Annotated in this window: 31 protein-coding genes and 1 tRNA gene; 10 read left to right on the top strand and 22 right to left on the bottom strand. The window is 58.0% G+C overall.

Features of this window, described 5'->3' with window-relative positions; translation table 11 throughout:
• Positions 1-2: 2 nt before the first annotated feature.
• On the bottom strand, positions 3-890 hold the full coding sequence (locus tag ACMXYJ_RS14360; protein ID WP_415760350.1) for a Dyp-type peroxidase: 888 nt from the start codon (positions 888-890) through the stop codon (positions 3-5).
• 244 nt (positions 891-1,134) lie between these two features.
• Here ACMXYJ_RS14360 and ACMXYJ_RS14355 point away from each other — a divergent pair, with 244 nt between their 5' ends.
• Entirely contained in the window at positions 1,135-2,760 is a 1,626-nt protein-coding gene (locus ACMXYJ_RS14355; protein ID WP_056740696.1) for an NADP-dependent glyceraldehyde-3-phosphate dehydrogenase, read from the top strand.
• Between the two features lie 47 nt (positions 2,761-2,807).
• Positions 2,808-3,848: an FUSC family protein gene (locus ACMXYJ_RS14350; protein ID WP_415760349.1), complete on the top strand. Its 1,041-nt coding sequence runs from the start codon at positions 2,808-2,810 to the stop codon at positions 3,846-3,848.
• 14 nt (positions 3,849-3,862) lie between these two features.
• Here ACMXYJ_RS14350 and ACMXYJ_RS14345 read toward each other — a convergent pair whose 3' ends face one another.
• Positions 3,863-4,759, bottom strand: a complete 897-nt coding sequence (locus ACMXYJ_RS14345; protein ID WP_415760348.1) for a DMT family transporter — start codon at positions 4,757-4,759, stop codon at positions 3,863-3,865.
• A 135-nt stretch (positions 4,760-4,894) separates the two neighbouring features.
• Here ACMXYJ_RS14345 and ACMXYJ_RS14340 point away from each other — a divergent pair, with 135 nt between their 5' ends.
• Positions 4,895-5,332, top strand: a complete 438-nt coding sequence (locus tag ACMXYJ_RS14340; protein WP_056740694.1) for an Lrp/AsnC family transcriptional regulator — start codon at positions 4,895-4,897, stop codon at positions 5,330-5,332.
• A 64-nt stretch (positions 5,333-5,396) separates the two neighbouring features.
• Here ACMXYJ_RS14340 and ACMXYJ_RS14335 read toward each other — a convergent pair whose 3' ends face one another.
• The gene (locus ACMXYJ_RS14335; RefSeq protein ID WP_017339210.1) at positions 5,397-6,068 is read right to left on the bottom strand and encodes a Bax inhibitor-1/YccA family protein; all 672 of its coding nucleotides are present in this window, start codon (positions 6,066-6,068) and stop codon (positions 5,397-5,399) included.
• A 122-nt stretch (positions 6,069-6,190) separates the two neighbouring features.
• Here ACMXYJ_RS14335 and ACMXYJ_RS14330 point away from each other — a divergent pair.
• From ACMXYJ_RS14330 to ACMXYJ_RS14320, 3 genes are all read left to right on the top strand, one after another.
• Positions 6,191-6,278 (top strand) — tRNA-Ser (locus ACMXYJ_RS14330).
• Between the two features lie 205 nt (positions 6,279-6,483).
• A complete protein-coding gene (locus ACMXYJ_RS14325; protein ID WP_056740692.1) occupies positions 6,484-6,693 on the top strand; it encodes a hypothetical protein in 210 nt (69 codons plus the stop codon).
• A gap of 481 nt (positions 6,694-7,174) precedes the next feature.
• Positions 7,175-7,438 (top strand): hypothetical protein, encoded by a 264-nt coding sequence (locus ACMXYJ_RS14320; protein ID WP_415760347.1) that lies wholly within the window; start codon positions 7,175-7,177, stop codon positions 7,436-7,438.
• A gap of 117 nt (positions 7,439-7,555) precedes the next feature.
• Here ACMXYJ_RS14320 and ACMXYJ_RS14315 read toward each other — a convergent pair whose 3' ends face one another.
• Positions 7,556-7,981, bottom strand: coding sequence for a cell wall hydrolase (locus ACMXYJ_RS14315; RefSeq protein ID WP_415760346.1), 426 nt, complete (start codon positions 7,979-7,981; stop codon positions 7,556-7,558).
• A gap of 80 nt (positions 7,982-8,061) precedes the next feature.
• On the opposite strand from ACMXYJ_RS14315, the gene ACMXYJ_RS14310 reads away from it, so the two are divergent.
• Positions 8,062-8,280: a hypothetical protein gene (locus ACMXYJ_RS14310; protein ID WP_415760345.1), complete on the top strand. Its 219-nt coding sequence runs from the start codon at positions 8,062-8,064 to the stop codon at positions 8,278-8,280.
• 122 nt (positions 8,281-8,402) lie between these two features.
• Here the strand turns inward: ACMXYJ_RS14310 and ACMXYJ_RS14305 are convergent, their stop codons facing one another.
• The 8 genes from ACMXYJ_RS14305 to ACMXYJ_RS14270 are packed head-to-tail and all read right to left on the bottom strand — an operon-like array spanning position 8,403 to position 15,738.
• Entirely contained in the window at positions 8,403-8,684 is a 282-nt protein-coding gene (locus ACMXYJ_RS14305) for a tail fiber assembly protein (protein ID WP_415760344.1), read from the bottom strand.
• Positions 8,681-9,052 carry a hypothetical protein gene (locus ACMXYJ_RS14300; RefSeq protein ID WP_415760343.1) on the bottom strand — a complete coding sequence of 124 codons (372 nt, stop codon included), beginning with the start codon at positions 9,050-9,052 and terminating at the stop codon, positions 8,681-8,683. The genes ACMXYJ_RS14305 and ACMXYJ_RS14300 overlap by 4 nt, the downstream gene beginning before the upstream one ends.
• Entirely contained in the window at positions 9,052-10,014 is a 963-nt protein-coding gene (locus ACMXYJ_RS14295) for a hypothetical protein (protein WP_415760342.1), read from the bottom strand. The genes ACMXYJ_RS14300 and ACMXYJ_RS14295 overlap by 1 nt, the downstream gene beginning before the upstream one ends.
• 24 nt (positions 10,015-10,038) lie before the next feature.
• Positions 10,039-10,719, bottom strand: coding sequence for a hypothetical protein (locus ACMXYJ_RS14290; RefSeq protein WP_415760341.1), 681 nt, complete (start codon positions 10,717-10,719; stop codon positions 10,039-10,041).
• Positions 10,719-11,024 carry a hypothetical protein gene (locus ACMXYJ_RS14285; RefSeq protein ID WP_415760723.1) on the bottom strand — a complete coding sequence of 102 codons (306 nt, stop codon included), beginning with the start codon at positions 11,022-11,024 and terminating at the stop codon, positions 10,719-10,721. Before ACMXYJ_RS14285 ends, ACMXYJ_RS14290 begins: the two co-directional genes overlap by 1 nt.
• Positions 11,025-11,039: 15 nt before the next feature.
• A complete protein-coding gene (locus tag ACMXYJ_RS14280; protein WP_415760340.1) occupies positions 11,040-14,603 on the bottom strand; it encodes a host specificity protein J in 3,564 nt (1,187 codons plus the stop codon).
• A 58-nt stretch (positions 14,604-14,661) separates the two neighbouring features.
• Positions 14,662-15,255 (bottom strand): tail assembly protein, encoded by a 594-nt coding sequence (locus ACMXYJ_RS14275; RefSeq protein ID WP_415760339.1) that lies wholly within the window; start codon positions 15,253-15,255, stop codon positions 14,662-14,664.
• Between the two features lie 54 nt (positions 15,256-15,309).
• Positions 15,310-15,738 carry a hypothetical protein gene (locus ACMXYJ_RS14270; RefSeq protein ID WP_415760338.1) on the bottom strand — a complete coding sequence of 143 codons (429 nt, stop codon included), beginning with the start codon at positions 15,736-15,738 and terminating at the stop codon, positions 15,310-15,312.
• Positions 15,739-15,844: 106 nt separating this feature from the next.
• Here ACMXYJ_RS14270 and ACMXYJ_RS14265 point away from each other — a divergent pair, with 106 nt between their 5' ends.
• Positions 15,845-16,342, top strand: coding sequence for a hypothetical protein (locus tag ACMXYJ_RS14265; protein WP_415760337.1), 498 nt, complete (start codon positions 15,845-15,847; stop codon positions 16,340-16,342).
• A 195-nt stretch (positions 16,343-16,537) separates the two neighbouring features.
• Here the strand turns inward: ACMXYJ_RS14265 and ACMXYJ_RS14260 are convergent, their stop codons facing one another.
• The gene (locus ACMXYJ_RS14260) at positions 16,538-17,101 is read right to left on the bottom strand and encodes a hypothetical protein (protein ID WP_415760336.1); all 564 of its coding nucleotides are present in this window, start codon (positions 17,099-17,101) and stop codon (positions 16,538-16,540) included.
• Positions 17,102-17,644: 543 nt separating this feature from the next.
• Between ACMXYJ_RS14260 and ACMXYJ_RS14255 the strand changes: the two genes are divergently transcribed.
• Together ACMXYJ_RS14255 and ACMXYJ_RS14250 are read left to right on the top strand one after the other, a co-directional pair.
• Positions 17,645-17,965: a hypothetical protein gene (locus tag ACMXYJ_RS14255; protein WP_415760335.1), complete on the top strand. Its 321-nt coding sequence runs from the start codon at positions 17,645-17,647 to the stop codon at positions 17,963-17,965.
• A gap of 82 nt (positions 17,966-18,047) precedes the next feature.
• Positions 18,048-18,263 carry a hypothetical protein gene (locus ACMXYJ_RS14250; protein WP_415760334.1) on the top strand — a complete coding sequence of 72 codons (216 nt, stop codon included), beginning with the start codon at positions 18,048-18,050 and terminating at the stop codon, positions 18,261-18,263.
• Here the strand turns inward: ACMXYJ_RS14250 and ACMXYJ_RS14245 are convergent.
• The 9 genes from ACMXYJ_RS14245 to ACMXYJ_RS14205 form a co-directional block, all read right to left on the bottom strand.
• Positions 18,249-18,497, bottom strand: a complete 249-nt coding sequence (locus tag ACMXYJ_RS14245; RefSeq protein ID WP_415760333.1) for a hypothetical protein — start codon at positions 18,495-18,497, stop codon at positions 18,249-18,251. The two genes, ACMXYJ_RS14250 and ACMXYJ_RS14245, sit on opposite strands and share 15 nt — an antisense overlap.
• 25 nt (positions 18,498-18,522) lie before the next feature.
• Positions 18,523-19,287 carry a C40 family peptidase gene (locus tag ACMXYJ_RS14240; protein ID WP_415760332.1) on the bottom strand — a complete coding sequence of 255 codons (765 nt, stop codon included), beginning with the start codon at positions 19,285-19,287 and terminating at the stop codon, positions 18,523-18,525.
• A 2-nt stretch (positions 19,288-19,289) separates the two neighbouring features.
• The gene (locus ACMXYJ_RS14235) at positions 19,290-20,042 is read right to left on the bottom strand and encodes a phage minor tail protein L (protein WP_415760331.1); all 753 of its coding nucleotides are present in this window, start codon (positions 20,040-20,042) and stop codon (positions 19,290-19,292) included.
• Between the two features lie 11 nt (positions 20,043-20,053).
• A complete protein-coding gene (locus tag ACMXYJ_RS14230; RefSeq protein WP_415760330.1) occupies positions 20,054-20,395 on the bottom strand; it encodes a phage tail protein in 342 nt (113 codons plus the stop codon).
• Between the two features lie 3 nt (positions 20,396-20,398).
• Positions 20,399-23,851 (bottom strand): phage tail tape measure protein, encoded by a 3,453-nt coding sequence (locus ACMXYJ_RS14225; RefSeq protein WP_415760329.1) that lies wholly within the window; start codon positions 23,849-23,851, stop codon positions 20,399-20,401.
• 10 nt (positions 23,852-23,861) lie between these two features.
• Complete coding sequence (locus ACMXYJ_RS14220) at positions 23,862-24,155, bottom strand: DUF1799 domain-containing protein (RefSeq protein ID WP_415760328.1); 294 nt, start codon at positions 24,153-24,155, stop codon at positions 23,862-23,864.
• Between the two features lie 17 nt (positions 24,156-24,172).
• Entirely contained in the window at positions 24,173-24,562 is a 390-nt protein-coding gene (locus ACMXYJ_RS14215; RefSeq protein ID WP_415760327.1) for a phage tail assembly chaperone, read from the bottom strand.
• Between the two features lie 3 nt (positions 24,563-24,565).
• Positions 24,566-25,219, bottom strand: a complete 654-nt coding sequence (locus ACMXYJ_RS14210; RefSeq protein ID WP_415760326.1) for a phage tail protein — start codon at positions 25,217-25,219, stop codon at positions 24,566-24,568.
• 414 nt (positions 25,220-25,633) lie between these two features.
• Entirely contained in the window at positions 25,634-26,050 is a 417-nt protein-coding gene (locus ACMXYJ_RS14205) for a phage tail terminator-like protein (protein WP_415760325.1), read from the bottom strand.
• Positions 26,051-26,133: the final 83 nt, after the last annotated feature.

The following is a 26,133-nucleotide window of genomic DNA, read 5'->3' as shown; positions in this document are numbered from 1 at the left end:
GTTTAGCCTATGTGCAGAGCGCGCAGGTCCAGATGACCGTCCTTGAGCGGCGGGCACCAGTAGTAGCCGCCAGTGATCGGCCGGCTGATGCGGTACAAACCGTCGGTGATGCCGTCTTCCAGACCACTCATGCGGCGCAGTTGGGCTTCGAAGGCGTCGAGGGAGAAACCGAAGGCCAGGAACATCAGGCCGGCGCGATCGCCTTCGATCCAGGGCATGGAACGGCGCACCACGAAGGCCTCGGGGGCGAAGCTTTCCTGGGCGGTGCGTTTGACGTGAGCGGAGATCGGCGCGTCGTCGATCTCTTCGTTGTCGCTCAAACGACGACCCATGATGTTGTCCTTCTCATGGGGCGGCATCCCGTGGAAACCCTTCAGGTCATGCTGCCACTGCTGGATCGCGGCGAAGCTGCCGCCGACCATTCCGTCAGCGCCTTCACTCACCAGCGCAGCGGCAACGGCGGCTTCGTCGTGAGGGTTTTCGGTGCCGTCTTCGTATCCGGTCAGGTCGTGGCCGGTGAGGTGGCGGAAAGTTTCGTTCATCTGCACCAGACGCAGGGCCGGGGCCAGTGCGGCTTCGATGGCGTTGCTGCGATTGAGCAATTCACCGCGGTCGACGCCGTGCAACCAGCACCAGAGAGCGTGCTGGGTCGACGGGTTGTCAACGCCGACACCGGTCAACGCTGGAAAGGTGCGCAGGCCTTCGATTTGCCCCATGAGGGCCTTGACCAGGGATTCACCGAAACCGACCACTGCCGACTTACCGTCGATCAGCCCCTTCAGATTCTCCAGCGCAGCCGGCAAGGCAGCGGCGGATTCGAGTGCGAAGAACATATGACGGGCTTGAGGCGGAACTGGGGTGGCGAGAATGCCCGGCTGGTAGTAACTCATATGAACTCCTTCAGAAAGAGCCCGAAGTTTAACCGATCAAGACAGACAGTGTGCTGTAGGTCATGACAAGCCGTGTTGCCATCTGATAAAACGATTCAGCTATGCTGATCGAGCGCGCTGCCTGTAACAGGCAGCCTCTCGCCACCACTTTCGACAGCCGCGTTGTGATCAGGCCTTGACCTGATAGCAGTGCGTAGCGATAACAGACCTTATCCGCATCACCCAATCCAGACGGGGTAGCGACATGACCACAGCACACATCCTTGGCAACCTGTTTCCCGACGCCACCGACATCCCGGAAAAATACCGCCTCGACGGCCAGACCGAGCAGCGTGAATACCTGGTCGACGGCGAGCTGAAAACCTGGTCCGGGCCCCTCGCCCAAGTCCGCAGCCCGGTGTACCTGACGGGTGAAAATGGCGACGAACAAGTGATCCTTGGCAGCACGCCTCTGCTCGATGCCGACACCGCATTGACTGCCCTCGACGCCGCCGTCCGTGCCTATGACCGGGGCCAGGGTCTGTGGCCGACAATGCGCGTGGCCGAGCGAATCCAGCACGTCGAAGCCTTCCTCGGACGCATGCGTGAACAGCGCGAAGCCGTGGTCAAGTTGCTGATGTGGGAAATCGGCAAGAACCTCAAGGACTCGGAGAAAGAGTTCGACCGCACCTGCGACTACATCGTCGACACCATCAACGCGCTCAAGGAACTCGACCGCCGCTCCAGCCGCTTCGAACTGGAACAGGACACCCTCGGCCAGATCCGCCGCGTACCGCTGGGTGTGGCGTTGTGCATGGGACCTTACAACTACCCGTTGAACGAAACCTTCACCACGCTGATCCCGGCGCTGATCATGGGCAACACCGTGGTGTTCAAACCGGCCAAGCTGGGTGTGCTGCTGATTCGTCCGTTGCTGGAAGCGTTCCGCGACAGCTTCCCCGCCGGGGTGATCAACGTGATCTACGGCAGCGGTCGCGAGACCGTCAGCGCGCTGATGGCCAGCGGCAAGATCGACATCTTCGCGTTTATCGGCACCAACAAAGCCGCCAGCGACCTGAAAAAACTGCATCCAAAACCACACCGCTTGCGCGCAGCGTTAGGTCTGGATGCGAAAAACCCCGGCATCGTGCTGCCCGAGGTGGATCTGGATAACGCGGTCAGCGAAGCACTCACCGGTTCGCTGTCGTTCAATGGTCAGCGCTGCACCGCGTTGAAAATTCTCTTCGTCCATGAAGACGTGGTCGAGGCTTTCATCGAGAAATTCAACGCCAAACTCGCCAACCTCAAACCCGGCATGCCGTGGGACAGCGGCGTGGCGCTGACGCCGTTGCCGGAAGCGAGCAAGGTCGATTACCTGCACTCGCTGGTGGCGGATGCCGTGAGCAAAGGCGCCACCGTGGTCAACCCCAACGGCGGTGAAGCCCGCGCTTCGTTCTTCTACCCCGCCGTGCTGTACCCGGTGACGCCGCAGATGCGCGTCTACCAGGAAGAACAGTTCGGCCCGGTCGTGCCGATCGTGCCTTACCGGCATCTGGACACGGTGATTGATTACGTCCTGGAATCGGACTTCGGCCAGCAGTTGAGTATCTTCGGCACCAACCCGGTGGCGGTCGGCCGGCTGGTGGACACCTTCGCCAACCAGGTCGGACGGATCAACCTTAACGCTCAGTGCCAGCGCGGCCCGGACACCTTCCCGTTCAACGGCCGCAAGAACTCCGCCGAAGGCACACTGTCGGTGCATGATGCGTTGCGGGTGTTTTCGATTCGCACGCTTGTGGCGACCAAGTTCCAGGAAACCAACAAAGAACTCATCAGCGAGATCATCAGTGGACGCAGTTCGAGCTTCCTGACCACCGATTACATCTTCTAAGGAGACCGAGCCTGAGTACATTCAGAGACAGTCGACTGCCACCGCTAATGCGCCGAGTGCTGCGTCCGTTGCTGGACCCGTACCGGCGCTATCGCCACGCCAGAGTGATTCACGCGGTGCGTGTGTCGCTGGGGTTGCTGGCGACGATCCTGCTGACCACCGGCATCAATCTGCCCCACGGCGAGTGGGCGTCGGTGACGATGCTGGTGGTGATTGGCGGTTTGCAGCACCACGGCAACATCGGCAAAAAAGCCGCGGAACGCGCCATCGGCACCTTGATCGGCGCCGGCGTCGGCTTGCTGCTGGTGGCGCAACAGGCGTGGCTCGGGATGCCGTGGCTGACCTATTTCGCGATGGCGGTGGTTTGCGGATTTTTCTCGTACCACGCCATCGGCAAGGGTGGTTACACCGCGTTGCTCTCGGCGATTACCGTTTTTATCGTCGCGGGGCATGGCGACAATCCGATCACCGACGGGTTGTGGCGTGGGGTGGACATCCTGATCGGCATCGCCCTGGCCCTGGCGTTTTCCTTCGCCCTGCCGCTCTACGCGGTGTATTCCTGGCGCTACAACCTGGCCGATGCCTTGCGCGACTGCGCGACAATCTACGGGCGAATCATCAATGGCCAATCGGTCACCGATGACGAACACCATAAACTCGTGGGTCGCCTGAACACCGTGATGGTGCAATTGCGCTCCTTGATGCCGTCGGTGTCCAAAGAAGTGCGGATCTCCATGACCGAACTCGATGCCATCCAGCGCCACTTGCGGATGTGTGTCAGCACTCTGGAAATCCTTGGCAACACCCGACCGGATGCCAGCGACCCGGACGCCATGGCCCATCTGCAATCGTCCTTGAAAGCCGAGCATCGGCTGATTCGGGTGCAACTGATTGGTATGGCCCGAGCGCTGAAATCCGGTGCGTCCCAACGGCTGAGTCGGCCAGTCGAATTGCCGTCGGATTCAAGCCTGACCGCGCCGGTTTACAATCCGCTGGACGGCTATCGGTTATTGGTCCGGCAATTAGCCGCCAACATCGGCGAGATGCGCCAGCGCCTGGCCAAGACGGCACCGCGCTGGAACATCTGACGTTTCTTGACGGCTTACTGCGTTGTCACCGTCCGACGAAACTTCAGACCCCAGCCTTGTTGCATGCCCGCAGCGGCCAACAGAATCGCGGCAACACCGATCCATTGCAGCGGCTCCAGGCGATGGCCGAAGGCAAACCAGTCAACGAAGATTGCCGCAATCGGGTAGATAAACGACAGCGCACCGGTCAGTGCCGTCGGCAGTTTTTGGATCGCGCCGTAGAGCAGCACGTACATCACGCCGGTGTGGACAATGCCCAGCGTTACCAGACTGGCCCACGCGCTCGGCGCTTGCGGCAATGCCGAAAAGTGCGCGAATGGCGCGAGTAACAGCACGCCGGTGGTGACCTGGACCAACGCGATCAGATGCGGCGGTGTGCCCGTCAGGCGCTTGATGATCAACGCGGCAATCGCGTAAAGAAATGCCGCCCCCAGCGCCAGAGCGATGCCCATCAGGTAATCATTGCCGCTCTCGCCCTGCCCGCCATGTGCGCTGACAATCGCCAGCATCCCGAGAAACGAAATGCCCAGCCAGAACAGTTTCTGCAGGGTGATTTTCTCGTTGAGGAACAACGCGGCCAACCCCACCAGCATGAACGGCTGAACGTTGTAAACCGCGGTGCCAATGGCAATCGAGGCGCGGGAGTAAGAAGCAAACAACAGCACCCAGTTGCCGACAATCGCCACGCCACTGAGCACGGCCAGCAAGAACGTGGTGCGGGTCAGAATGCCGGGGCGCAGGAAGCCGAATGCCGCGCAGATCAGCAACAACGTGCCGGCGCCGAACACGCAACGCCAGAACACTACGTCCAGCACCGGTTGCCCGGACACCAGCACGAACCAGCCGATGGTCCCGGAAATCAGCATGGCGGCGGTCATTTCGAATGACCCGTGACGTATTGTTTTGTCCATCATCAGACTCCTGTGTTTGAGCCCAAAGTATGCCAATCCGCCGAGGGGCTTCTCCAGCGCAAAAAGCAGGCTAAACTCGAAATCTGCCTTTTTTATCAAGGCGGTTTTGAATAATTGCCTAATCGAGGTTTCGCCATGACTGACGATATCGACCAAGTACTGATCACGGCGTTGATGGAAGACTCACGGCGCTCGCTCAAGGCCTTGGCGCAGATCAGCGGCCTGTCCTCGCCCAGCGTTGCCGAACGCTTGCGGCGCCTTGAGGAACGCGGCGTGCTCAAGGGCTATACCGTCGAGATTGATCCCAAGAGCTTCGGTTATCAACTCCAGGCCATCGTGCGCATTCGCCCACTGCCGGGCCAGTTGCAGGAAGTGGAGCGGCAGATCCAGGCCATCCCGGAGTTCACGGAGTGCGACAAGGTCACCGGCGACGACTGTTTCATCGCCCGCCTGCATGTGCGTTCGATGGAGCAACTGGACACCCTGCTCGACCGCCTGAATACCCATGCCGAAACCAACACTGCAATCGTCAAGAAAACCCCGGTCAAACGCCGGTTGCCACCGATGGCGTGAATTTTTTCCAAATCGCAGGCAAAAAAAACCCGCTTTCGCGGGTTTTTTATTTCAAGCCTGGCGATTAATCATCGCGGCTCATGATGCCGAAGATCTGCAACAAGCTGATGAACAGGTTGTAGATCGATACATACAGGCTAATGGTCGCCATGATGTAGTTGCGCTCGCCGCCGTGAATGATGGCGCTGGTCTGGAACAGAATGCAGACCGAGGAGAACAGTACGAAACCTGCGCTGATCGCCAGTTGCAGACCGCTGATCTGGAAGAACAGGCTCGCCAGCGTCGCACCCAGCAGCACGAAGAAGCCTGCGGTGATGAAACCACCCAGGAAACTCATGTCCTTGCGGGTAATCAGCACATAAGCCGACAGACCGCCGAACACCAGCGCAGTCATCGCGAAGGCCGAACTGACCACCTCGGCGCCGCCCTGCATACCCAGGTAACGGTTGAGGATCGGGCCGAGCAGGAAACCCATGAAACCGGTCAGGGCAAACGCCGATACCAGGCCCCAAGCCGAATCACGGAGTTTGTTGGTGAGGAAGAAAAGGCCGTAGAAACCGATCAGCACCACGAAGATATTCGGGTAGCCGACACGCATCTGCTGAGCGACAAACGCCATCACGCCGCTGAATGCGAGGGTGAGAGCGAGTAAGCCGTAAGTGTTGCGCAGGACGCGGCTAACCTCTAGCTGCTCAGCCTGCACGCTGTTATTAACTGCGTAATCCTGTTCGCGCATGGCGACACTCCTGTTGGTTTGAAACGTTCAGTCGCAAAGATCATAACAGACGCTCTGTAACAAGCTATGCAGAGAGTTTGACAGTGTGTTTCATTCAGGTATTATGGCGCCCGCAACGCAACGGAGGTGTGGCCGAGTGGTTTAAGGCAACGGTCTTGAAAACCGTCGACTGTAACAGGTCCATGAGTTCGAATCCCATCGCCTCCGCCATATTTGTACCGACAAAGCCCTGATTATTCAGGGCTTTGTCGTTTCTGGGATTTGGCGAAATATCCGCCGATCGGCATGTGTTCCATAACTAGTATGGAAGCGTTCCAGAACTAACCCGCTTTTACCCTCCTCCGGCGTCCTGCCGATCGTTAAACATCCTTCATGTAACGCGATGCTACGCTGTCCTCAAAACTGAGGATTTACGATGCCACATTCAGACCTGCTCCCTTCCCTACTGTTTAAGATCAACGAAAACCAACTCGCCTTGGAGGCCGCCATCCTGGAGCTTTCCAATTGGGTCGAGGCCCGCGGCTCGGCTGACGTCGCAGACAACGTGCGCGGCGCCTTGGACACGATCGATAAGAATGAGGAGTTCATCAAGCTGACGCTCGCGGTGCTGATGACACCCGAGTGACAGCAATCGATCGCCACGCTAAACCCCTAGCACCCCATGCACGCAGTACCCCTGTAAGACCTTGTGAAATGGCTGTTTTTACTGGCGCTCGCTGCAATCGAATGCCCACAAGTGCTTACACGTGCGTGAGAGAGTCACGCAAAAGTCACGCCCCCTAATACACCCCTCCTCCGGTGTCCTGCCGACCGAACACAATCCCCACATAGCAGTAGTGAGCCGGCCTTGCGCCACAATATCCCTCCCACGTTCGCCACCAATTAAGGGATGGAGGCGAAAATAGAAGCCCCGAAGTCGCGAACCTTAGGGGCTTTGCATTTGTACGGGATTTTTCTACAGAAATTCCAGATAACAGGATTCCGTCCAGAACATCGACTTCGCGCCATTCATCGATAAAACTCAATTACTGAAAGTGCCTGCCGATAGTCAAAGCAATGCCCCAAAATCAGGGGATTTTAGAACGTGTAGTAGCGGGTTCAAGCTTATGAAAGATATCTATCTACTGATCGAACATGGTATGGATCAGGGCGAAGTTTACGTACTTGGCTGGTTCGATGATAAAAAAAGAGCCCAGGAAGTGGCCGAGGAGAAGGAGTGGGAGGTGTATCGCGCCAGCTTGAAAACTGAGCATCCCTGGTCAAATCACAAACCGCTGTCGCCAAACCAAACTAAATATCGCCGCTTCTGGATCAAAGAAATTTCCAAATTTGATCACGTACCAGTTCCGAGGTCCTCGGCAGTTCATTGACCTCCATCCGACTTCTGGTACTCAACAGCAAGACTGTTAATTTACCTTCCAGCGGTGACCTCCCGGACGTACGCTTGGCAAGCTGCCAGCAGTATCAGCCCTTGGTCACCGGCATCATCACGGCACATCCTTGAAGAAGACGTGGCGCCCGAGCTTCAGCGTCTTCTTGGCCTTCGCTGCCCAGTCTGGGGCCTTCGTCATAGCGGTCGCGTAATAGTGCGTAGCTCCGCTGGTGGGATCTGCCACTTTACCGGCCAGCACCTGGTCAGCGGCAATCTGCGCTTGAGCGAACTCGCGGAACGGGATGGGCTTCGTGCCACTCAGGTAAATGAAGTTCGGGTCGTTCTTATTCCAGCAGCTGAACTGGTACGGCTTCTGGCACACGCCAGCATAGCCCTCCCCCCACCACGACTTGGCTTTGCCATCGTTCACGCGATTGCGGATCGTCCAGGCCACGGCGATCTGGCCGGCCAGGCTTTCACCGCGCGCCTCACCCCATAGCGTACGGGCAAGGACATCGCGGTCTCTTTCTGTTGTGGTCATCACTTTTCTCCAGACGAAAAAAAGCCCGCACTCGACGGGACTCAATTGTTAAGCTGTGCGCTCCACGCATGGAGGCATTTATGAAGTACCAAACGATTCTTTTGATTGCCGCTTTGCTCGGCGGCTGCTCCTCATACAGTGAGCGCGGCACCGGTGAAGGCGGAAGGGAAATCAACAACAAGGGCTATACCGTCCGCTGTGATGCGACCCCAGCCAATCAACCCGGCTGCTATACCCCACCGCCGTCGTGGTCTTGGTGGCCGTCAAACAACATAAAGTTTAAATTGGGCGCGAACTGAATCAGCTCCGCACCCTACTCGTCTGGACTTCTCGCTGAGCGAGAGCATTACAGCGATCACGCATGGTTTTCTCCAGGCAAAAATAAACCCGCTCAATGGCGGGTGCTGGTGTTCGTCGAATATCAGGCCGGGACGACTGGCCAATCGATCGTAGCTGGATAGCCGGGCTGCTCGGGAAGCCGATTCAGTGCTACTCGATATTTTTTCCAGGCCTTCAGTAGAGAAACTTCAGCGGCTGTGGCGTCGTCAACATCCACAGCATCTTGCAGTGGCGCAATGGCGGTGTCGGCAACGGCGCGGCGCTTGGCACTGTCCGCTACGACAGCGGCAAGGACTCTATCTGTGGCCGCCTGGTCTTTCATTGCCTTGGTGATCAGTTGGGTCCAATCGATGTTTCCGCTCATGCTTCGGCCTCCTGGGTGTCCGGCGCGATGGCCAGCTGTTCATCTGGCGCCACCGCCGCGGCGACCGCGACAGGTAAAGGCTGTGGAAATACCACCGGGCCGTCGGCCGTAATCACCAGCGGTACCGGGAAAGCCTGCTGCGGGCTGTAATTCGCTGGCAGTGGCAGCAGCAGAGTCAGTATGAGTGCCCCGTCTTGCATGGTCACATCATCGGCAAACCACTCTGAGGCAATAGCCGTTCGTGGCAAGGTCGCGCCTTCGGCCATCGGTGAGAAATCGAAGGTCCCTCCATTGATAGTCAGGACATTACCGACTTTTATCACCTCTAGGGTGTCATCGCGACACTGAGGCAAAAGCTTGATAATCATTAGAACCACCTCCCGACTGCGAAAGCGAAGACTGTTAGAGCGCCACTGGAGGACGCTGGATAGATCCCAACAAATTCTGCTGTTGTGTTACTGATCGATCGAGGATTAATTGAGAACTGCACCGAGTTGCCGTTCGTGCCATCCACGTACGGGGCTGTGCCGACAAACACAACTGGATAGAACCACCCGGTGGAAGTTGGGGAGATAAACAGCGCGCCAAATGATGCGGTGGTTCCGGCCACAGTCAACGGAGGTGACAAACAAACCATGAATCCAGAAGCAAACTTAAAAGCCGTGCCGTTGGCGTTTGTCACCACCTGCATGATGTCGCCGGTAGGTACGCCTCCCGACTGCGATACAGTTCCAAGAATAGCCGCGACGGCAGCTGCTCCAAGGCCGAGCCCCGTCCTGGCCGAAGCCTGGCTATTTCCACCGGTACCCCCCTTCGTCACCGGCACGATGTTTTCAGTCGCTACGGAACCCAGCCCAAGGCCGGCGCGCCCGCCTGCCTGATCCGCCCCGCCAGTGCCTCCCTTCGTCACGGGGATTACATTTTCAGTTGCGGCAGCGCCTAACCCTAGCCCGGCGCGACCCGCCGCCTGATCAGTGCCACCCGTCCCCCCCTTGTTCACTGGCAAAATATCGTAGTTGCCGGTGGTGCCGAGTGCTGCCATTTTTGGACCGTAGGTATTCACCCAGTCCCGCACCTGATCAGCCAAGCCTTTTTGGTAACCCTGAACCGGTGTTACTGCGTAAGCCGCACCAGCGACTGTTGGCCCCAGATACGGGGGGATGATCGAGATCACCGTATCGCTTGCGACGTTCCCAAGCTCGTATTGGCGCCCATCTGGTCCGATGAAGGCATCACCGATCCGAGTGTTTGCTGCAAAAGCGGTATTTACACCGGTCACGGTGCTCGAATTTTGGGTGACAGAAACCGTTCCCAATCTGTGCCAGGGCATGGCGGCATCCTATAAAAAGAAGAGTTAGACGGCTTGTTTTGCGAAAACCGCAGGGAGAAAAAAATTGAATGGGTTATTGGCCGCGACAGTTACAGCGTAGAGAGTGCCGGTGGTGAAATCCCAAGTACTGTAAAGCTGCCGAGGGATGTTCCCGCCGGATACCATGGTCATTCCGAAGTTGTTGATCAGCATGAATTCGTTTTGGGGGAAGTTGAAAGGCACCGAGTAGTAGTTTCGGTACAGCCCCTGATCGGTCTGATCCGACTTCACGTATGCCCAGTTTTGGAAGGCTCGCGTAAAACTGGCGCTGGGTGTTCCTGAGTCGAAAAGCATTTTTCCGGTGCCGTCCCAAAGGCGCATGCCGTACTGAGCCACGGCCTGTGCTGCAAAGGCTGCAACAAAATATCGGCCGTTAGGCTGAGCAGTGGCAGCGCTATAAGTCCGAACATAGAAGCCAATCCAGTTTCCCGCCGAGCCGATCAACCTCATGCCGCTCAGGCCGGCGATCCCGGCGACGGTGTCGGGTCGTACGAATACCAGCGGCGGCTCCTGTGATGTCACCGGCCTGGCAAAGTATGTCGTTGACGCCATGCCTCCTTCTTCTGTTGGGGCGTATCTGCCGCTGGCAATAACCATCAGCCTGGCAAATTCCGAGTCGATGGTAACCACATTGCTGCTGTTCGTGAATTGAAGTCCGTACGCCATTAATTGAACCTCATGACGATCAGTCGCATCGTCCCCGTCGCGACATAGCTCGCGGCATAGCCTCTGGTGTGGTTGTAAACCCGGGCGACGTTGTCGACGAGTTCGGTTTCAAACTGCTGTTGCTGGTCCGTGTAGGTACCAACAGGGACGACAATCGCTGAGCCGTTCGCGGGGCCAACTCCCGGTATGGAGAAGTCCTGATTGGACTTCCCACCAGTGAACGTCACTAAAGTTGAAAGCACCACCCGAATGGTGAACGAGTTCTCGTCGACCTGGAGCACGCCGTCGGGGCCCCAGATCCGCATTCCATGTGCCATGGTTCACCCCAGATAGCCGAGCCGGACACGCAACACGTTGTTCGCGTCGTAGACCGAGACGTTCAGCGAGTTGATCACCAGCCGCCCTTGGCCGGGGACGATGCCGTTGATTTCAAGCGTTCCGTCTTTATTGAGAATCCAGCCTTGCTGGCCGGCGATGTAGTTGGTCGAGCTGATGTAGCTGCCGATCTTGGCGTTGGTGATAGTGCCGTCCGCGATGAACGCCGAGTTCATAAACACCTGGCCACCCTGCACCGCAAACGGAACCGAGATGGCGCCGCCGGCAATGGTGTTGACGATGGCGAACCGATCGGCGCTGACCAGGAACTGGCTTTGCAATCCCGCACCAGTGTTCTCGATGCCCAAACCGATGCCGGCGGCGACGTACTGCCCGCCAGCAGTGATCTGCATCTTCACCGACCACATGGTCGACAGTTTTCCGCTGGTGTCTGCGTAGGCGATCGCTGTCTCCTGAATGGCGGAGGTGTTCTCGCCGACCTTCACATTGACCTGAGTGATCGCCGTAGCGGTGGCTTCCTTATCCGTGGCCACGGTCTGGCGCAGGTCGATGACATTGGCTTCGTTCTCGCCGACTGCGGCGGTCAGAGTGGTGATCTTCTGCGCGCTGGCAAGATTCTCCGACGCCCTCACCTTCTCTTCCGTGGCGATAGCCGCAGTACTACTCCATCCCTTCAGCGCATCCGCCAGTTCGCCCTCCCCGTCGTCATCACGGAAAGAAGCGCGCAGTGCTTGGAAGGCTGTCGCGGTGGCCGTCACCTCACCGTCCAGCTCCGTTATCTGCGTAGTGTGGGTGGCCACTTGTTCGGCCAGACCATTGGCTGTCTCGAGAAGGTCGCCCACGTCTGCCCAGTACGTCAGGTTTGGCGGAGGCGTATTGACCGGAACAGGCAGCACGGCTTGATAGATGTGGCCACTTTCGACGATCAACTGCCCTTTGGTGTAAGGCAGCTCGGGGTCGTAGCCCTTCAGTCCGTCCAGCGCATCGATCTGATCCTGAAGGCCCGGGATTTTGTTGATCTCGTCCAGCAGGTCCTGACCGAGTTCGGTTTCGCCGATCTGCCCGGCGATCATCTCCAAGATAGCAGCGGCGTCGGCACTCGATTGACCCTGCACCCCCATACCAATTGGGTACCACGGGCCGATATTGCCGATCCGATCCACCAGGCGACCCCAGAAGTAGAGCGTCACCCCTGCGCGCAAGCCCAGCATCGAGAAATCGCTTTGCGGGTACGACAGGTCGGTCAGCTTGGTTGCAGCTTCCAAGCTGGTCGTCGGCCCGTACCAGACTTCAGTCCGCTGGGTGTCTTCGGCGCCAGCCGGGAAGCCCCACTTCAAGTAGATGCCGAACAGCAGCGGCGTGGCCGTCAGGTAGCTGAGCGCCGGCGGCAGACCCTCTTTGCCCTTCAGATTGGTCAGGATCGAGTTGCGCCAGATCGACGAAATGTCGAAGGCGCTCACCGCGCGGACGCGGGCCACGTAAGCGCCAGCGTAGATGCCCACCACGTCGACACCGGTCATCCCAGTGCGCTGCAGCTTTATCCAGTTCCCGCTGTCCTTACGCCACTCGACGTCATACGCAACTGCGCCGTTCACCGCGGGCCAAGTGATGGTCATGGTGGCGACGGCAATGCCCTGGGACACCACCGAGTTCGACGTGACGGTAACGCTGGCCGGCGCCGGAACGACGGTGATCGGAATCACGCTAATAGGGCGTTCTTCCAGTCGTGCGCCGGTGTCGATATGAGCGAACTTGCTCGGGTCGTACTGGACGGCCGAAATCTCGAACACGCCAGCCTCTGGTCGAGATACGGAGGTCACGCGATACAACGGCACGGCCAGGTCGTCGGCATCGAGCGCCCAGACAAGCTCGGCCTCTGGCGCAACCGAATAGGACGTGGTTACCGTCACCGCACGGCCGGACACTGACTGCACGGTGCGACCTTCGCAGTTACCGTTAGGCAGGTTCAAGATTAGCCTGTCGCCTGCCTTGGCCTGGGTGTCACGGTCCAGCGTGATGACTCGGCCGGCAGCCGCCGAGATTCGCCCGCCGATTGCGCGCCCAGCGAGCAGCTCATCCGCAACAGGGATGACGTATCCCGGTAAAGGAATGCGCCCGTCCAGGCCAACCTTGAAGCTGATCCCGCGATCCTTGGAGTTGGTCAGTAGCGCCCACTTGCCACGGCGCTGCGCTTCAGACTCGCGGGTGCAGCCGATCGCGCTGATCTCCAGCGGATTGTCGCCGTAGCGCCGCTGAAGCTTGGCATCCGTCACCGCAGTGACATCAGTGTCGTAGTTGTTGGCTGGGTTGTCGTAGCTGATCAGGGCTCGACTGTAGCGAGTGCGTTCCGATGCGCTCGAGTAAGTGAACTTACCGTCGATGACATTCGCCCGGGTGTAGGCGAAGTCGAAGTCGGTGGCGCGCGGCATGTCGGACAGCGTGAAGACTTGGCCCTGAGCCCAGTAGGTCATCCCGCGATAAATCGCCGAGATATCGCGCAGCAGTGACCAGGCGTCGGCCTTGCCCTGAAGGTTTAGATTGCAGATGAAGCGCGGCTCTTGGCCGCCTTTACCATCCGGCACCAACTGATCGCAGTACTGAGCGATCCGGTACAGCTCCCACTTGTCGACCTGCCATGGCTTGATCCGCCGGCCAAGACCGAATCGATCGCTGACGGTGATGTCATGGGTCATCCACGCAGGGTTGTCCGTCCAAGCCGGCTTGAAGGTGCCGTCCCAGATCCCGGTATAGCTCCGAGTTTCCGGATCATAATTGCTCGGCACCGGCATAATTTTCAGTTTGGTATCGACAGTCACCGCGGGAATACTGCGGAACTGCTCGGCCGAGAATTCGATGTAGAGCAGCGCGGTATTCGGGTAACGCAGCTTGGCGTCGATGACTTCAGTGAAGCCGGCGATCTGCATGGTGTCGGCGATTTTGTTGTTGTTCTGGTTCGGCGTAATGCGGGTGACGCGGATCAGCCAGCCACTGGTCGCCACAGGCAAATCAATGCGACGAGTGCGCTCATAGGTGCTGGTGGTTTTACCGTCGACGGCTTCGCTCAGCACTTGCTGATAGGCCCCGCCATCGGTTGCCAGCTCAACCTTGTATTCAATCCGGTAGCCATTCACGTTGCCGCTGGCATCGACCGATTGCAGGGCTGGCCAGGTGAACCGCAACCGAACAGCCGACAGTTCTGTGTTGCTGATCGCCCGTACCCAGGGCGTGCCGCTGCGCAACTCGATGCCCAGAGTGGTTTCGTTCTCAACCGAAGGGATACCTTGGATATAGTCCTGCTCAACAGAACCGTTGCGATACTCGAACTTCACGTTAGGGAAGTTCATGTTGCCCTGAGGGTCTTGCAGCGGGGTGTTGTCGAGGTAGATGTCCTGTGCTGTAGGATTGCCGGCGAACTCTCCCTCACCCATCGCAATAAGGATCTTGGCCACTGCCACCGAGCGCAGGCTGTCCGGTGCTTCGGTCGGGGTCTTTGGCTTGTCCGATCCACCCTTGGCGCCGAAGACGTCGAGTTTCTGTGCTGCGCCCATGCGTTTCTCCAGGCAATAAAAAACCGCCTCATGGGCGGCTGTGGTGTTCAGTGTTTGGCTACATCTGGTCTTCGGCGTAGATCGCGGCGCTGATGATCGCCCCGCCCACCCGGCGCTTTCCGTAGCAGAGCGGCACTGGGTTGCCGGATGCTGTGGTGTTCTTCGCGCTGCCGAAGGCATAACCCGGAGTGTTCTCAGGAGCGGCACTCGTTTTCAGGCCTTTGGGTTGAGGACTGAGCATCTGGATTACGCCGCCGGCGACGAGCCCGATGCCTGCGGCAATAAGTGGAGCGCCAAACGGAGTGGCAAGTAGGAAGATGCCCGCAACGATCATCACCGCGCCAACGATGGTTTGGAGTATTCCACCACGCTTGCTACCGACAATAATTGGTGCGATGCGAATATCACCAGCACCGTGATAACCCAGCTCAGCTTCTCCAATGTTTTTTGAGCCTCGAAAAACTGCGAACTCTAGCCCGCGAGATTTCGCGTTCGACAGGAACCGCTCGAACCCCGGCACCTGAATACAAAGTGCTTTGATTGCCTCTGATGGTGAGCGGACGGACAACCTGAACTCCCGCCCGAACTGACGCAACGCCCCATACAACTTAATGGTTGTGAGCGGCTGGTAATCGATAGCTGATGCAGACATTACATTTGCTCCAAATAAAAAACCGCCCGTAGGCGGCTTTCGAAAATCGCGGACTCAACGGCCGCCGTAATCCACATAAGGAGCCAAGAAGAAGCCACTCATATCTCCGCTAATACGGAACTGGCTCTCAACGCCCGGCTTGAGATTCGCGCTGATTGTCCTTATTGCCGCACCAGCACAAAGCCCAGACTCGGCAAGACCTGTACCTAGGTTTACCGCTCCCGGCTCAACGTAAAAACTGGCACGCTGTCCCGGTCCGATCTTGGCGGCTCGCCGCCCCTCAATGTAAAAAACCAAATCGCACCCCGAGCCGACAAAGCCACCATCCCGGACTACTGTAATTCGAGATGAGGTGCTAGCCGATTTGCTTTGAAACGCATACAACTCGTCACTTGGCACTGGGTCCGCGTCTCGCGCAGACATTGGCGAAGTCGAACACCCCGCCAACAGCATCACCGCCAACGCCCCTACGAATAGTTTCATGCAGGTCACTCCTGTGGAAAGGGCCGCACTGTAGCATCGAGGCCTTAATCTAAAGAATCCTTTGCCTGGGACGATACAAAAACACCCTTACAAGGAATTTTCAGTTATGCCCTCTCGCATTGCAAACACACTCTTCACCTTGGTCTTGATGGCGACAACCGCATCCGCTGCGCAGCCAAGTTCTAACGATTCTTTTCCACATATTCCAGTGATGAGCCATCAAACAATGACCTATAACGGCAAGGTCATTTATGAGGCCAATGTGGACTTGGCCGATCCACACCCTAAGCAGGTCGCACTAAAAATCGATATTGATGAGTTTTCTTGGAACTGCCTCACGCTGGCCGGCCACGTCACCGGCGAATCAAGCGGGGAGCGCTCTGGAGTGAATCTTGTTTCTGGCCATATGATCGGCTGCGTCGTCAGAGATCTAAAGGCTGACGGGACCGCAAAGGTGGACATTGTCTACACCGTGCGCGACCCCGGCAGAGGTATAAATAAGTCCGAGCATATCAGCGCGACGGTAAAGGCTGGCCAGCGCTACGAGAGCACCACCCAGTCTGGTGCACGGGTTGCAATGCTGCTGCAACCTAATCGGCGTTGATTCCATTTCAGCCAGATGAAAAAAGCCCAGCACTAGCCTGGGCTTCCTCATGTCAGGACGTGCGGAATCTCAGGTCACCGTCCCAATCAAAATCCGCATGATTCTTCCTCGTCCTGAAAGGGGGTGACTGTAGCACTGGGTGTATTGAAACGAAAAAGTCCCGCGTGAGGCTAAGCCCTATCCGGATCAATTGGCCTATTTCGATGGCAAAGTAGGCTGTTTTGACTGTATCCACTTAGTAATGTCGTCAGGAAGTATTCTCACTGGGATTGATGGTCGAGTGCCAGCGTTCGACGGGGACTCCGGTGCTTTTGGAGCGCTACCAGGTTTAGGGACCTCTGGTTTCGGTGCTGCTACCTCAGGCTGTAGACCAATTTGAGCACCTACTACTGCGTATCCAACGGAATCTTTCGGAAGTGTTAGCAAGTTTTTGAACTTCACTGTCACGGTATTTGATCTGCCAGAAGTCCTTTCAGCAGAAAGCTCCCCACCAATCCCGACGCCATCACTAACCGCTGGTGGAGCTAAATCTACTTTCAACTTTCCTCCATTCGTAGCATCCGCCGAAATTTTAAAGGTGACTTCCGCAGACTCAGCAATTAGCCCAGTTCTAATGTCTCCTTGGGCTTCGCGCATAGCAGCTAATCCTTCACCAACCTCTTTCATCGCTTCGACGAGGGTTATTTCGCTTGGCTTTGCAACCTGCTGCAGACATCCCGATAGCGGAATCAAAAACAACATCCAAATGAGGTTTCGCATTGCCAACGCTCCTTGTGGGGTAAGTGGCATAAAGCCACTGACAAGCCTAGCAGCGGCCCACAAAGTAACCAGCCGGGATACATCTGTACGAATCCCCAGTAACGCCCCGTCACCCTCCGTAGTAGCCTCCTGCCGCCACACAACGGATTTCCCAGTCCTTACGAGCCGAAGGCAGGAACCATTCACACTCTGAATTGGGAGCACGGTATGACAGACACCCCTTTCAACTTCAAATGCCTCGGCCACACCAAACGAGACGACGGCTTGATTGGGCGATACCACCTGGAAGTGACCGACAGTAGCAGCGGTAAGACCGCGACGATCTCTGTTGAGCCCAGGCACCTTGCGTCTGCCCGGAGCATGAAACGGATTCTTCTAGATCGGTGCATGTTCTATAGGGCATCGCGCGCGGAGCATGACCAGATGCTGCTCGAAATTCTTGATCCGGAGACCGCAGCACTCCCAGAATAGCCCGCTCCGCCGGGCTCTTCCCCGCCTGTACGAATCCCCAGTAACGCCCCGCCGATCTCCGATAGTAGCCTCTTGCCCTTCAAAGACAATGACAAGGACAGCGGCGAGATGGGGATTAACACGGATCGAGCGGCATCAATTAATAGGAAGATATGCGCCCCTGGCGCCGATGACTTCGGAGTCTGCGTTGCTCGCGCAGCTCTGATTGAAGAGCTGGGTTCTACCGAGATGCCAGTCTCAAAAATCATTGCGGCACATCTTCCCCTTAACAGAGATCGAGCGGTTACCCAAGAAGATGTGGACTACATCAAGAACCTGGCCGAAGAGATAAAAAACAGCGACGAGGAAACGCTAAGGAGAATATCCATCGTTCAAAGTGCAACGTTTATCTAGAGAGGATTCCCCAGTCCTTTGCCTGCAAGCCCAAGGACTGGGATTGCGCCAATTTCGGCGCGTTTATGACCTGGAGGTCAAGATGAGCAATTTACTACCAAAGGATCCAGAAAACTCAGGCTGGGTTCTCGGTTGGGGCGTAACTCGAAATGCGCCTTGGAGCTTTCACGGCATTTACCCGAGCAAAGATGAAGCGGAGTCTGAGGTGAAGAAAGCTGGCGACGGCTACGTTGCGCACTATGGATCCCACAAGCCAGGGACAGATGATTTCGTCTGGACTAACTCAATCCAAAACTGATGTCATCGTGATTGATCCGGGGCCGGACGCGACTTTGGCGCTCAGCCCTGGCTTCCCAATATAACTGCGACGATACCCTTCCCCATCCGGCCCGACCTTCCCGGAAACCGTAAAACGATCGATCTCATTCTCGCTATCCATGATCGCGATCTCTACGTTGCCGCCGCAGATCGAACCACCCGACATGGCGCACAGATCCTTGATGGTCAGCGTGTAGCTTTGGCTGGATTTCATTCCCTTCTCCCGCGGCCCTGCCGCATCATGTGGTTGGCTGTGCATCTTTGTGCCTGAGGATCAGGCGTGTTCGGTCGAGCCATGGGCCGCCGAAGACGATGATCTCGCTTGGGCGCCCGTACAGGTGGTGTAGCAGGAAAGGCCCAGGTCCAAAGGTGGCTGCATCCTCACTGGGCAGCGCCGGATCTGTGCCGAGGAATATCCCGGCGTGGTTCGGGTAAACCGTCCGCCCTACTTCCATCACGACCATATCGCCACGCTGCGGCTGATCGACCCGGTAGAACCCGGCGGTCTCATAGTTGGCTTCGTAAAGGCTGGCGTTGTCCTTGCTCTCCCACCAGCCATCAGCGCGCTCGAAGGCTTCAAACTCCAGACCCCACTCGCGCTTATACCAATCGGCGCAGACTTGCCAACAGTCCCAGGCGCCGTGCACGAATGGTCGCCTCAGCAAAGGGACATCGCCGGTCGGCATCACGGTGCGCAGGTCGCCTTCGGGCCAGCTCAGAATGTGCCACGGCATCGCTGTCGCTTCACACATCGCGAGGTCGCGCGGCGAAGGCCTGCTGGTGGCGTCTGGGTGTGAATGAAAGATCCCAATCACCTCGCCCATGTCTTCCGCAGCAGCGTAATCCTCCGGTTCGATCCGAAACTCTTCGGTCGGCTCGCTCGCGATGTTCCGGCACGGGAAGTACTTCTGCTTACGCCCGATCGCCAACACCAGCCCGCACGCCTCTTTCGGATACTGAGCTGCCGCGTGCGCTGCCATGGCGCTCAATATGTGCTTGCGCATGGTCAACTCCGTGCGATCAGTGACACAGCAGGGAATCCGCCGTGAGGAAGTTGGTTGTTCTGTCCGAAGCGCAACTTGCAGGACATGAGCCCGCCCTTGCACTCGTCCTTGCTCGGGTCGTCCGTGGGGTTGTCGTCATCATCGAACATGGAACCGCCGGTGTAACCGCAGTTCGGCCCGCGGTAGCCGCCGGTCATTGCCCAATGGCAGAAGGTCGTCATCTGCCTACCCGGCAGTCCGTGGTTGTCGATCTCACCAGGAGAGGACAACTCCCACTGCACAACCTCGCCGTCCTCACCGGTCTTCTGGTCGATGAACCAGATTTCCAGCGCTTCTTGCGTCGGATCGGCGGTCGGGTTGCCGTCGGGGAAGTTCACGGCATCAAGGTACTGGACCAACGTCTCGCGCACGGTCAGCTGAAACTTCAGCAGGTCATCGAAGGCAAGGCACAGTGCGGTGATTCGCCCATTGACGTTGCCAGCCATAAACGTCGGTCGTGTAGCGCTGCCGCTGATATCTGCGCCGATACCTTCAATCTGCACTGGCCAGGCCGCGTATTCGTTGCCCTGCCAAATGATCGATTTCGCCGGCAGTTCATCAGGCGACCCCTCGTACGCCAGCAACTCAGCCGGCGTGTGCGGAATCGCATGAGCATGGAAGCGCAGCACATCCGCACCGTATTCCGTGCCGTCGATTTCAAACAGCCGCACTTCCCCGCCGGGCTCCAGCTTCTGGATGTCCGCAATCAATGCCATCAGGGTTTCCCTTAGGGGTGAAAGGTTTGTTCGAAAGTGGCGGCGATGGAGTAAACCGAGCCGCCTTTGTGTGAAGGCTGGTAGCCGTTGGGGCACTTGTAGAGGCCGAGCTCACCGAGAGGCGGCGTCCACAGGAATGCTTTCGCGCCCTTATGGCGATCAAGGAAGGCAATAATTTCCTTGATCCGCTCTGCACTGCCGGTGTGGCTGATGGGCCAAGATTGCACTTTGTTGTTTATCCCATCAGAAACCGACTGTTCGTAGCCATCGCCAAACTGCTTGGACCGGGTGCGCTGCTTGATATCGCCAGTTGCACCCTTTTCGATTTGCCAGGTGAATCTCTCAATTGCCATGGATCACCCCGTGATGGCCCGGTTGATTTTTCCACCACGACGCAGGTCGACGCTCACCAGCTTCTGGTAACGCTGATCAACGAAGTCGGACAAGTCCTTGCCGAACTGCTGGTAAGCAGGATCGTCAGTCGTGGAGCTGGTCGAGCCGTCACTGGCGACGTTGACCTGAACGCTGATGACCGTTCCGCCACCCGAGCTGCCGCCAAGTGCAGCTGCACCAGGGCCACCGCCAGACGTCAGCGGCGTTACGCTGCCACCATTCGCGCCAGTCATGAGGAAGGACCGGCCACCCTCGTTGTACAGCTCCGGCCCCAGCTCATTGACTTCGTACAGAGAGTTGGGGGAGACAGGCCCGCCGGCTGCTCGGTAACCAGAGAAGTCGACGCTGGTGTATCCGGCCTGCGATGCCCCTGCGGCTGACGAAGCGGCACCGGCAGAGCCGGAAGCCAGCCCGTTACCGCTACCGCTGCCGGTGAAGTAACTCGTGGCGGCACCGACTAAGCTGCCCAGCAGCGCCGAACTGGCTTGCCGAGTAGCAATCCGCGCCATGTCTGCCAGGATCGATTTCGCGAAATCACCGAACGAGGCCTTCCCAGTCATGGCGAAGTTGACGATTGCGTCTTCCATCGAGCTGAAGGCGTTGCTGAACAAGCTTTTCGTCTGCCCGGCGACATCCCGCGCCGACTCCAGGTAGTTCTGCCACGCCGACGATGCGCCCGCGCTCCAGTTGCCCTGGGCGGCGGTCATCTCGTCATAGTTGGATTGCACAGTGTCGTGCAGCTCCTGTTGGGTGGTTTTCAGCGCGGTCAGTTTTTGGCTGTACTCGTCGAGGCTCATGCCCCGCGATCCATCACCGTACTGGCTGGCCAGGTCGAGTTTCTGCGAGTTGAAGCGGTCGTCGATGGCATTTTGCTGATCGGTCATGCCGCGTTGCCGATCACCTTGACCCAACCCTGCTGCGGCGCGCTGTCCTTGCTGGCGCAGCGTGTCGACTTGCTGCTGTAGTGCGCTGGTGTAGGTCTGAACGGCCAGTTCCTGCTTCTTCAGTCGTCCCAGTTCGTTCGTGGCCAGCACTTCCAGCTCACTGTCCGCAGTTTTCTGCGCCTTGAGCATGTCGGTGCGCGCATCGGCGATCTTCTGGTCGAGCTGAATTCGCTGCTCGCCCGTGGTGGTCGCCTTACCCTTTGCGGCCTCAAGAGCGACAATTTCCGCTTCGTAAGCAGCAGTAACCTCGTCCCGCTCGTTGCCGATCAAGGCTTCGCGCTTAAGGAGGTATTCCTGTTGCGAGATCAGCCCAGCCTTCTGCGCGGCATCCAGTTGTTTCTGGGTGTTCGAGTAGTCGGCCTGGATTTCCTTGAGTGCATTTTGAGCAGCGTTGTAGCCAGTGAGATCGACAGCTCCAGCCGATGCAGCTTTAGGGTCCTTGTTCTTGTCCTTGATGTTCTGAAGCGTCTTGGCGACATAGTCGGCCTGAACCTTCGGATCATCAGGGTTTGCTTTCTTAAGAACCTCGACATCGCGCAAATAGGCCTTGGTCAGCTTGTCGCGCTTCTCGGCGTTCGTGAGGTTCGAGTCGCTGAGTTTCTTAAGGCGCTGCTCGGCCTCGATGCCTTCCTTCTGTACTTTTGCCCTGTCTGCTTCGATCGCTGCATTATCAGCAAGTGCGACCTTTTGTTTTTTGAGATCCAGCAACTGCTGCTCGATAAACTTGGTCGAGCTGCTCGACGCTCCCAAATCGTCGGGAAACAGTGAAGTCAGGAAACTGTCTTTGCGGTTACCAACGATCTTCTCAAGGTTGGCGATCTGGGCGTCAATAGACTGCACCCTTCCTACATCCAGAATTGAATCAAGCGCACCGCTCGCAGAGTCCTTTACGCCTTTCCAAGCTTTTTCCCACAAGCCGAGATTCTGCGTGACTTGGCCGGACCGCTCCTGAATGGTGTCCGCATACGTTTTAGTGAAGAGATCGGCAGCACCAACCGTATCGCCCTGCTCCTTGAGCGCAACGATCTGCGAGTACACAGACGCCGTCAGGAACTGGTACTGGCCGTTGAGCTCTTTCGCTGCCGCTACCGGGTCCTTGGCGATCTTGATGAACTCGGCGATGGTCGCGTCCACCGACTTACCGGTAGCGTCCTCCATCGCTGCGGCGGCGTCGGCGATTTCCTTGAAGCTGCCGCCGGCAATGACGCCGCTCGCGGCCAGCTTGGTTAGCGAGGCCGCAGCCTCTCCGGTCGTGCCATTCGTAGCGCTGACCTGCTGAGCCAGATTGGCCAGTTGGTCAGCCGATGTTCCGGCGGCATTGCCGGTCAGAATGAGGGCCTTGCTGTACTCGTCTGTTTCTTTGCTGCCCTGGCTATATCCGTAGATCAGGACACCAATTGCGGCTGCGGCAGCCGCCACTGCTGCGACCATGCCCATGATGCTCATGGATGCGCCGGTCACACTCGGAGGTAGTGCGCCGTACGCCTTCTGTGCGTTCTCGGCCGCTTCCGCCGCAGTGTTCGAACTTTCGGCCAGGTCAGACAAGCTTTCGCCCGCTTTCCCGGTGTTCTCTGCTACGTCCTTGGCATTGCTGGCGATGCCCGCGAGCGACTCACCCAGCACCGCCGCGCCAGCGCCGCCGCTGAACAGCGAGCGGAACTTGTCTTTCAGGACATCAAAGGTGGCGCCTACTCCGCCGAACGAGTCTTTGATCTGCCCACCCTGCTGGAGCAGTACGAGCAAAGGGTTCTGACCACCGGCCAGGCTGGTGAAGATGTCAGTGAACTGCGACGGGAGCTGACGCAGTGCCTGCTCGGTCTGCTTCGAGGTGGCTCCGGTTTTGCGAAGGCCTTCATCGAAGTCGCCCAGCTTCTGCCGGGAGGCGTCAATGCGGGTCGAGTACTCGCGAAAGGTGTCGGCATCGATCAGGCCGGCTGCCTTGTACTTCTGCAACTGCTCTTGCTGCTGGTCGAGCTTGTCGAGCGCGGCCACGGCCGGATTGATCTTGCCGAGCAGTGCTTGCAGGCCCTCAGCTTGAACACCGGTGGCGGCTGCGGCTTTCTTCGCGGCCTCAGCCTGACGATCTGTCGAGCCGACCAGCGCGTCAGACTCAGCCTGCAAACGTCGCTGAAGAGCGGCCAGACTGTTGACCGAGGAACTTGAATTCTCCAGTGCCGCAGAGTTGGTATTTACGCTGGTGGTGAGGGTTTGGTAGTAATCGCTCGAATCGAGCGACGCCTTGGCCATGGCCGTCAGGCGCTTCATCGCGTCCTCAGTCGACTCGGACAGTTTGCCCTCTGCCGCTGCCAGACCGGCAGTAGCAGTGGCGGCCTTGTCGAAGCCAGCAGCAACGCCATCAGCCGCTTTCTCAGCCTTGACGCCAGCCTGGGCCAGGCGCTCCAGATCCGTGGCAGCCTGGACGGCATCGCCCGAATTTACCTCGATGCCTAATTGCGCGATTGTGCCCGACATGAGTGCTCCGTTACTTCGATTCGCTCATGACGAGCAAGGCCTCGACCTCCATTACCTGAAGGTCGGGGAAAATCTCTCTGAGTTGTTTTCTGCTTGTGCCGACGAATTCCGAGACGTCTCGAAGTGCCGTGTAGTCAAGGCCGGATGCCCCGCCCATGCCGGTGCGCCACTGTGTGGACATGGCGTTGAAGAGGACGAAGGCCGGCCAGTTTTCGGCCAGAACCTCGCACTCTTCTTCAGGAATGTCCGCCAGCGACATGCCGAAAGCCGCCAGTTCCTCTTCTGACGGCCCCCGCTCATACATAAGGCGAGCGACCTTGCTTAGTTTCCCAGGCGGACCGAGGAGAAGGCCTTTTGGTAAGTCTCGACGATTGCCTCACCGGCGCCGGCGGAGGTTTCCACCAGAGCTCGGATCGTCTCGACACTCAACTTGTCGTCGAAGCCCCAACCGGTGACCAATTCGCGTACCTGTTCGATCTGGCGGTCGATGTGGGAGGCAGTGATGTCGACCAGAGAAAGCTCGTCGCCCTTGGCGACGAACGCCTCCTGATCCTCCTTGGTCTTTTCCTGCCAGCCCGCGAACAGTGCTGCGAGCTCCTTGCGGTCCCGATACTTGAACTCGAACGGCACCTTGATCGTGGTACCGCCCACGCGCGGAATGTCTACATCAGCCTTAAAGGTTGGGTTCTGGGCGATCTTGAACTTGGCCATGGGTTAAACCACCGCCGAATAACGGGTTGGGCGGCCAGCCAGGGACAAGCTGATAACGCGGGTCATCAGGTTGTTGCGGGATAGCGCCGGGGTCGAAGTGATCGACACATAGGCGTTGTAGAGGATGCTGTCGCCATTCGGCAGGTTGAGACGCAGGACGCGAGTCACCTTGTCCTCGTCAGCCCCTTCACACACCGCCACATACGCCAGGGAAGGATCGTCGGCCACGGAGACCGCCATGCTGATCGGGTTCTTGGTGGTCGGGATCTGGCGGTCGTCATCGTCAGCCAGGAAGCCGAAGGTCAGGAACTGCTGGTCACCGCCGCTGGAAGTCAGGTCGGTGATCTGCGAGATTTCGACGAAACCGGTCACCTCGCGCACGGAGCCGACGCCGGAGCCGGCCGGGTAAGGCTGGACGTTGGTGGTGTTGATGTTTTCCAGGGTGAAAGTGCCGGAAAGGCTTGCAGCGACGCGAGCGGCTCGATCATTCAGGCGAGTCCAGCCCGAGGCTACAGCGATGATGTCGCCATCGGCCAAGCCGTGCGCGACAGCGGTGGCCACGGCTGGGTTTGCGTTGCTCAGCGCCGTCACCGGGATGGCTGGGCCATACGTAGCAGCGATTTCAAGAGTGGCGCCGTTGGGGAGTCTGAAGCCCATGGTGTTTTTCCTCTGTGCAGAAATGACAAAACCCGCTCAATGGCGGGTTCTGGGTTTGCCCAACGGGCGGTTTCGAGCGTGGAATCACTTCCTTGGCCACATAGACCGAGGAGTGGCATGTTGCTAGCATCGCTACTTCAGCTATGTCCAAGAATGGACCCGGAGCAACAATGAAGCAGGAAGTGATCCGCATCGCCAAAAGGTTAACAATAATCACAATAGTGCTTGCAGCTCTGTCAGCTTATGGCGCTGGCACCCAATTGAAATTTGGAAGCTGGGCAGCGGATATCGCGGTGTTTGTAGGCCTTTGGATAGGAGCCTTGCCCGTCACATCCCTGATAGTTTTGGTAGTCGCAATTCCTTGGTACTCAATCAAGTGGCTCCGCAATCGGCGCCGAACCGTTTAGCTTTTGCTCACTGAGTGTCGGCTCGGTATAGAAATGACACAGGCACGATGAAGGTGGTGTCGTCCGGAATGCCGGGGCCAGGATCGACCGGGCTCATCGTCACGACTGTTAGCGCTCCCTTGGTGTTCCGCTCGTACAGAGGGAACAGCGCGGCGATCTGGTCGGCCAGCGTTCCTGCAGCACTGCGGTACTTACCCGACGGCGTCACAATGCTGACCTGAAACACGCCGGTGTACAGCTTGTGGTCACCGCCAAGCGTGTTGCTCGCGGTGTCCGCTGGCAACGTGAATGCTTTCAGGTAGGTCGCGCCGCTCACAGGTGTATAGGCCTCGTTCTCAACGACGACCTTCAATGGCACCGGCAAGGCTTTCGCCCAGTTGATCAGCTTGACCTCATAGATCGAGGCGATGATGTTGTGGGACATCAGGCCTCCTCATAAGTCAGCGCAAGGGAAACCACGCACAGGCTTTGTCGTTCTCCGCATGCTTTGCACTCGTGCGGGTACAG

Source organism: Pseudomonas arabinosi, from assembly GCF_047758675.1.
Lineage (GTDB): Bacteria > Pseudomonadota > Gammaproteobacteria > Pseudomonadales > Pseudomonadaceae > Aquipseudomonas > Aquipseudomonas arabinosi.
The sequence above is the reverse complement of the archived record's forward strand: the minus strand, read 5'-3'. Positions and strand labels throughout refer to the sequence as shown.

What these genes read in the sequence shown, in the direction of transcription:
- ACMXYJ_RS14360 (WP_415760350.1), bottom strand. Translation starts at nt 890, where the DNA reads ATGAGTTACTACCAGCCGGGCATTCTCGCCACCCCAGTTCCGCCTCAA.
- ACMXYJ_RS14355 (WP_056740696.1), top strand. Translation starts at nt 1,135, where the DNA reads ATGACCACAGCACACATCCTTGGCAACCTGTTTCCCGACGCCACCGAC.
- ACMXYJ_RS14350 (WP_415760349.1), top strand. Translation starts at nt 2,808, where the DNA reads ATGCGCCGAGTGCTGCGTCCGTTGCTGGACCCGTACCGGCGCTATCGC.
- ACMXYJ_RS14345 (WP_415760348.1), bottom strand. Translation starts at nt 4,759, where the DNA reads ATGGACAAAACAATACGTCACGGGTCATTCGAAATGACCGCCGCCATG.
- ACMXYJ_RS14340 (WP_056740694.1), top strand. Translation starts at nt 4,895, where the DNA reads ATGACTGACGATATCGACCAAGTACTGATCACGGCGTTGATGGAAGAC.
- ACMXYJ_RS14335 (WP_017339210.1), bottom strand. Translation starts at nt 6,068, where the DNA reads ATGCGCGAACAGGATTACGCAGTTAATAACAGCGTGCAGGCTGAGCAG.
- ACMXYJ_RS14325 (WP_056740692.1), top strand. Translation starts at nt 6,484, where the DNA reads ATGCCACATTCAGACCTGCTCCCTTCCCTACTGTTTAAGATCAACGAA.
- ACMXYJ_RS14320 (WP_415760347.1), top strand. Translation starts at nt 7,175, where the DNA reads ATGAAAGATATCTATCTACTGATCGAACATGGTATGGATCAGGGCGAA.
- ACMXYJ_RS14315 (WP_415760346.1), bottom strand. Translation starts at nt 7,981, where the DNA reads ATGACCACAACAGAAAGAGACCGCGATGTCCTTGCCCGTACGCTATGG.
- ACMXYJ_RS14310 (WP_415760345.1), top strand. Translation starts at nt 8,062, where the DNA reads ATGAAGTACCAAACGATTCTTTTGATTGCCGCTTTGCTCGGCGGCTGC.
- ACMXYJ_RS14305 (WP_415760344.1), bottom strand. Translation starts at nt 8,684, where the DNA reads ATGAGCGGAAACATCGATTGGACCCAACTGATCACCAAGGCAATGAAA.
- ACMXYJ_RS14300 (WP_415760343.1), bottom strand. Translation starts at nt 9,052, where the DNA reads ATGATTATCAAGCTTTTGCCTCAGTGTCGCGATGACACCCTAGAGGTG.
- ACMXYJ_RS14295 (WP_415760342.1), bottom strand. Translation starts at nt 10,014, where the DNA reads ATGCCCTGGCACAGATTGGGAACGGTTTCTGTCACCCAAAATTCGAGC.
- ACMXYJ_RS14290 (WP_415760341.1), bottom strand. Translation starts at nt 10,719, where the DNA reads ATGGCGTACGGACTTCAATTCACGAACAGCAGCAATGTGGTTACCATC.
- ACMXYJ_RS14285 (WP_415760723.1), bottom strand. Translation starts at nt 11,024, where the DNA reads ATGCGGATCTGGGGCCCCGACGGCGTGCTCCAGGTCGACGAGAACTCG.
- ACMXYJ_RS14280 (WP_415760340.1), bottom strand. Translation starts at nt 14,603, where the DNA reads ATGGGCGCAGCACAGAAACTCGACGTCTTCGGCGCCAAGGGTGGATCG.
- ACMXYJ_RS14275 (WP_415760339.1), bottom strand. Translation starts at nt 15,255, where the DNA reads ATGTCTGCATCAGCTATCGATTACCAGCCGCTCACAACCATTAAGTTG.
- ACMXYJ_RS14270 (WP_415760338.1), bottom strand. Translation starts at nt 15,738, where the DNA reads ATGAAACTATTCGTAGGGGCGTTGGCGGTGATGCTGTTGGCGGGGTGT.
- ACMXYJ_RS14265 (WP_415760337.1), top strand. Translation starts at nt 15,845, where the DNA reads ATGCCCTCTCGCATTGCAAACACACTCTTCACCTTGGTCTTGATGGCG.
- ACMXYJ_RS14260 (WP_415760336.1), bottom strand. Translation starts at nt 17,101, where the DNA reads ATGCGAAACCTCATTTGGATGTTGTTTTTGATTCCGCTATCGGGATGT.
- ACMXYJ_RS14250 (WP_415760334.1), top strand. Translation starts at nt 18,048, where the DNA reads ATGAGCAATTTACTACCAAAGGATCCAGAAAACTCAGGCTGGGTTCTC.
- ACMXYJ_RS14245 (WP_415760333.1), bottom strand. Translation starts at nt 18,497, where the DNA reads ATGAAATCCAGCCAAAGCTACACGCTGACCATCAAGGATCTGTGCGCC.
- ACMXYJ_RS14240 (WP_415760332.1), bottom strand. Translation starts at nt 19,287, where the DNA reads ATGCGCAAGCACATATTGAGCGCCATGGCAGCGCACGCGGCAGCTCAG.
- ACMXYJ_RS14235 (WP_415760331.1), bottom strand. Translation starts at nt 20,042, where the DNA reads ATGGCATTGATTGCGGACATCCAGAAGCTGGAGCCCGGCGGGGAAGTG.
- ACMXYJ_RS14230 (WP_415760330.1), bottom strand. Translation starts at nt 20,395, where the DNA reads ATGGCAATTGAGAGATTCACCTGGCAAATCGAAAAGGGTGCAACTGGC.
- ACMXYJ_RS14225 (WP_415760329.1), bottom strand. Translation starts at nt 23,851, where the DNA reads ATGTCGGGCACAATCGCGCAATTAGGCATCGAGGTAAATTCGGGCGAT.
- ACMXYJ_RS14220 (WP_415760328.1), bottom strand. Translation starts at nt 24,155, where the DNA reads ATGTATGAGCGGGGGCCGTCAGAAGAGGAACTGGCGGCTTTCGGCATG.
- ACMXYJ_RS14215 (WP_415760327.1), bottom strand. Translation starts at nt 24,562, where the DNA reads ATGGCCAAGTTCAAGATCGCCCAGAACCCAACCTTTAAGGCTGATGTA.
- ACMXYJ_RS14210 (WP_415760326.1), bottom strand. Translation starts at nt 25,219, where the DNA reads ATGGGCTTCAGACTCCCCAACGGCGCCACTCTTGAAATCGCTGCTACG.
- ACMXYJ_RS14205 (WP_415760325.1), bottom strand. Translation starts at nt 26,050, where the DNA reads ATGTCCCACAACATCATCGCCTCGATCTATGAGGTCAAGCTGATCAAC.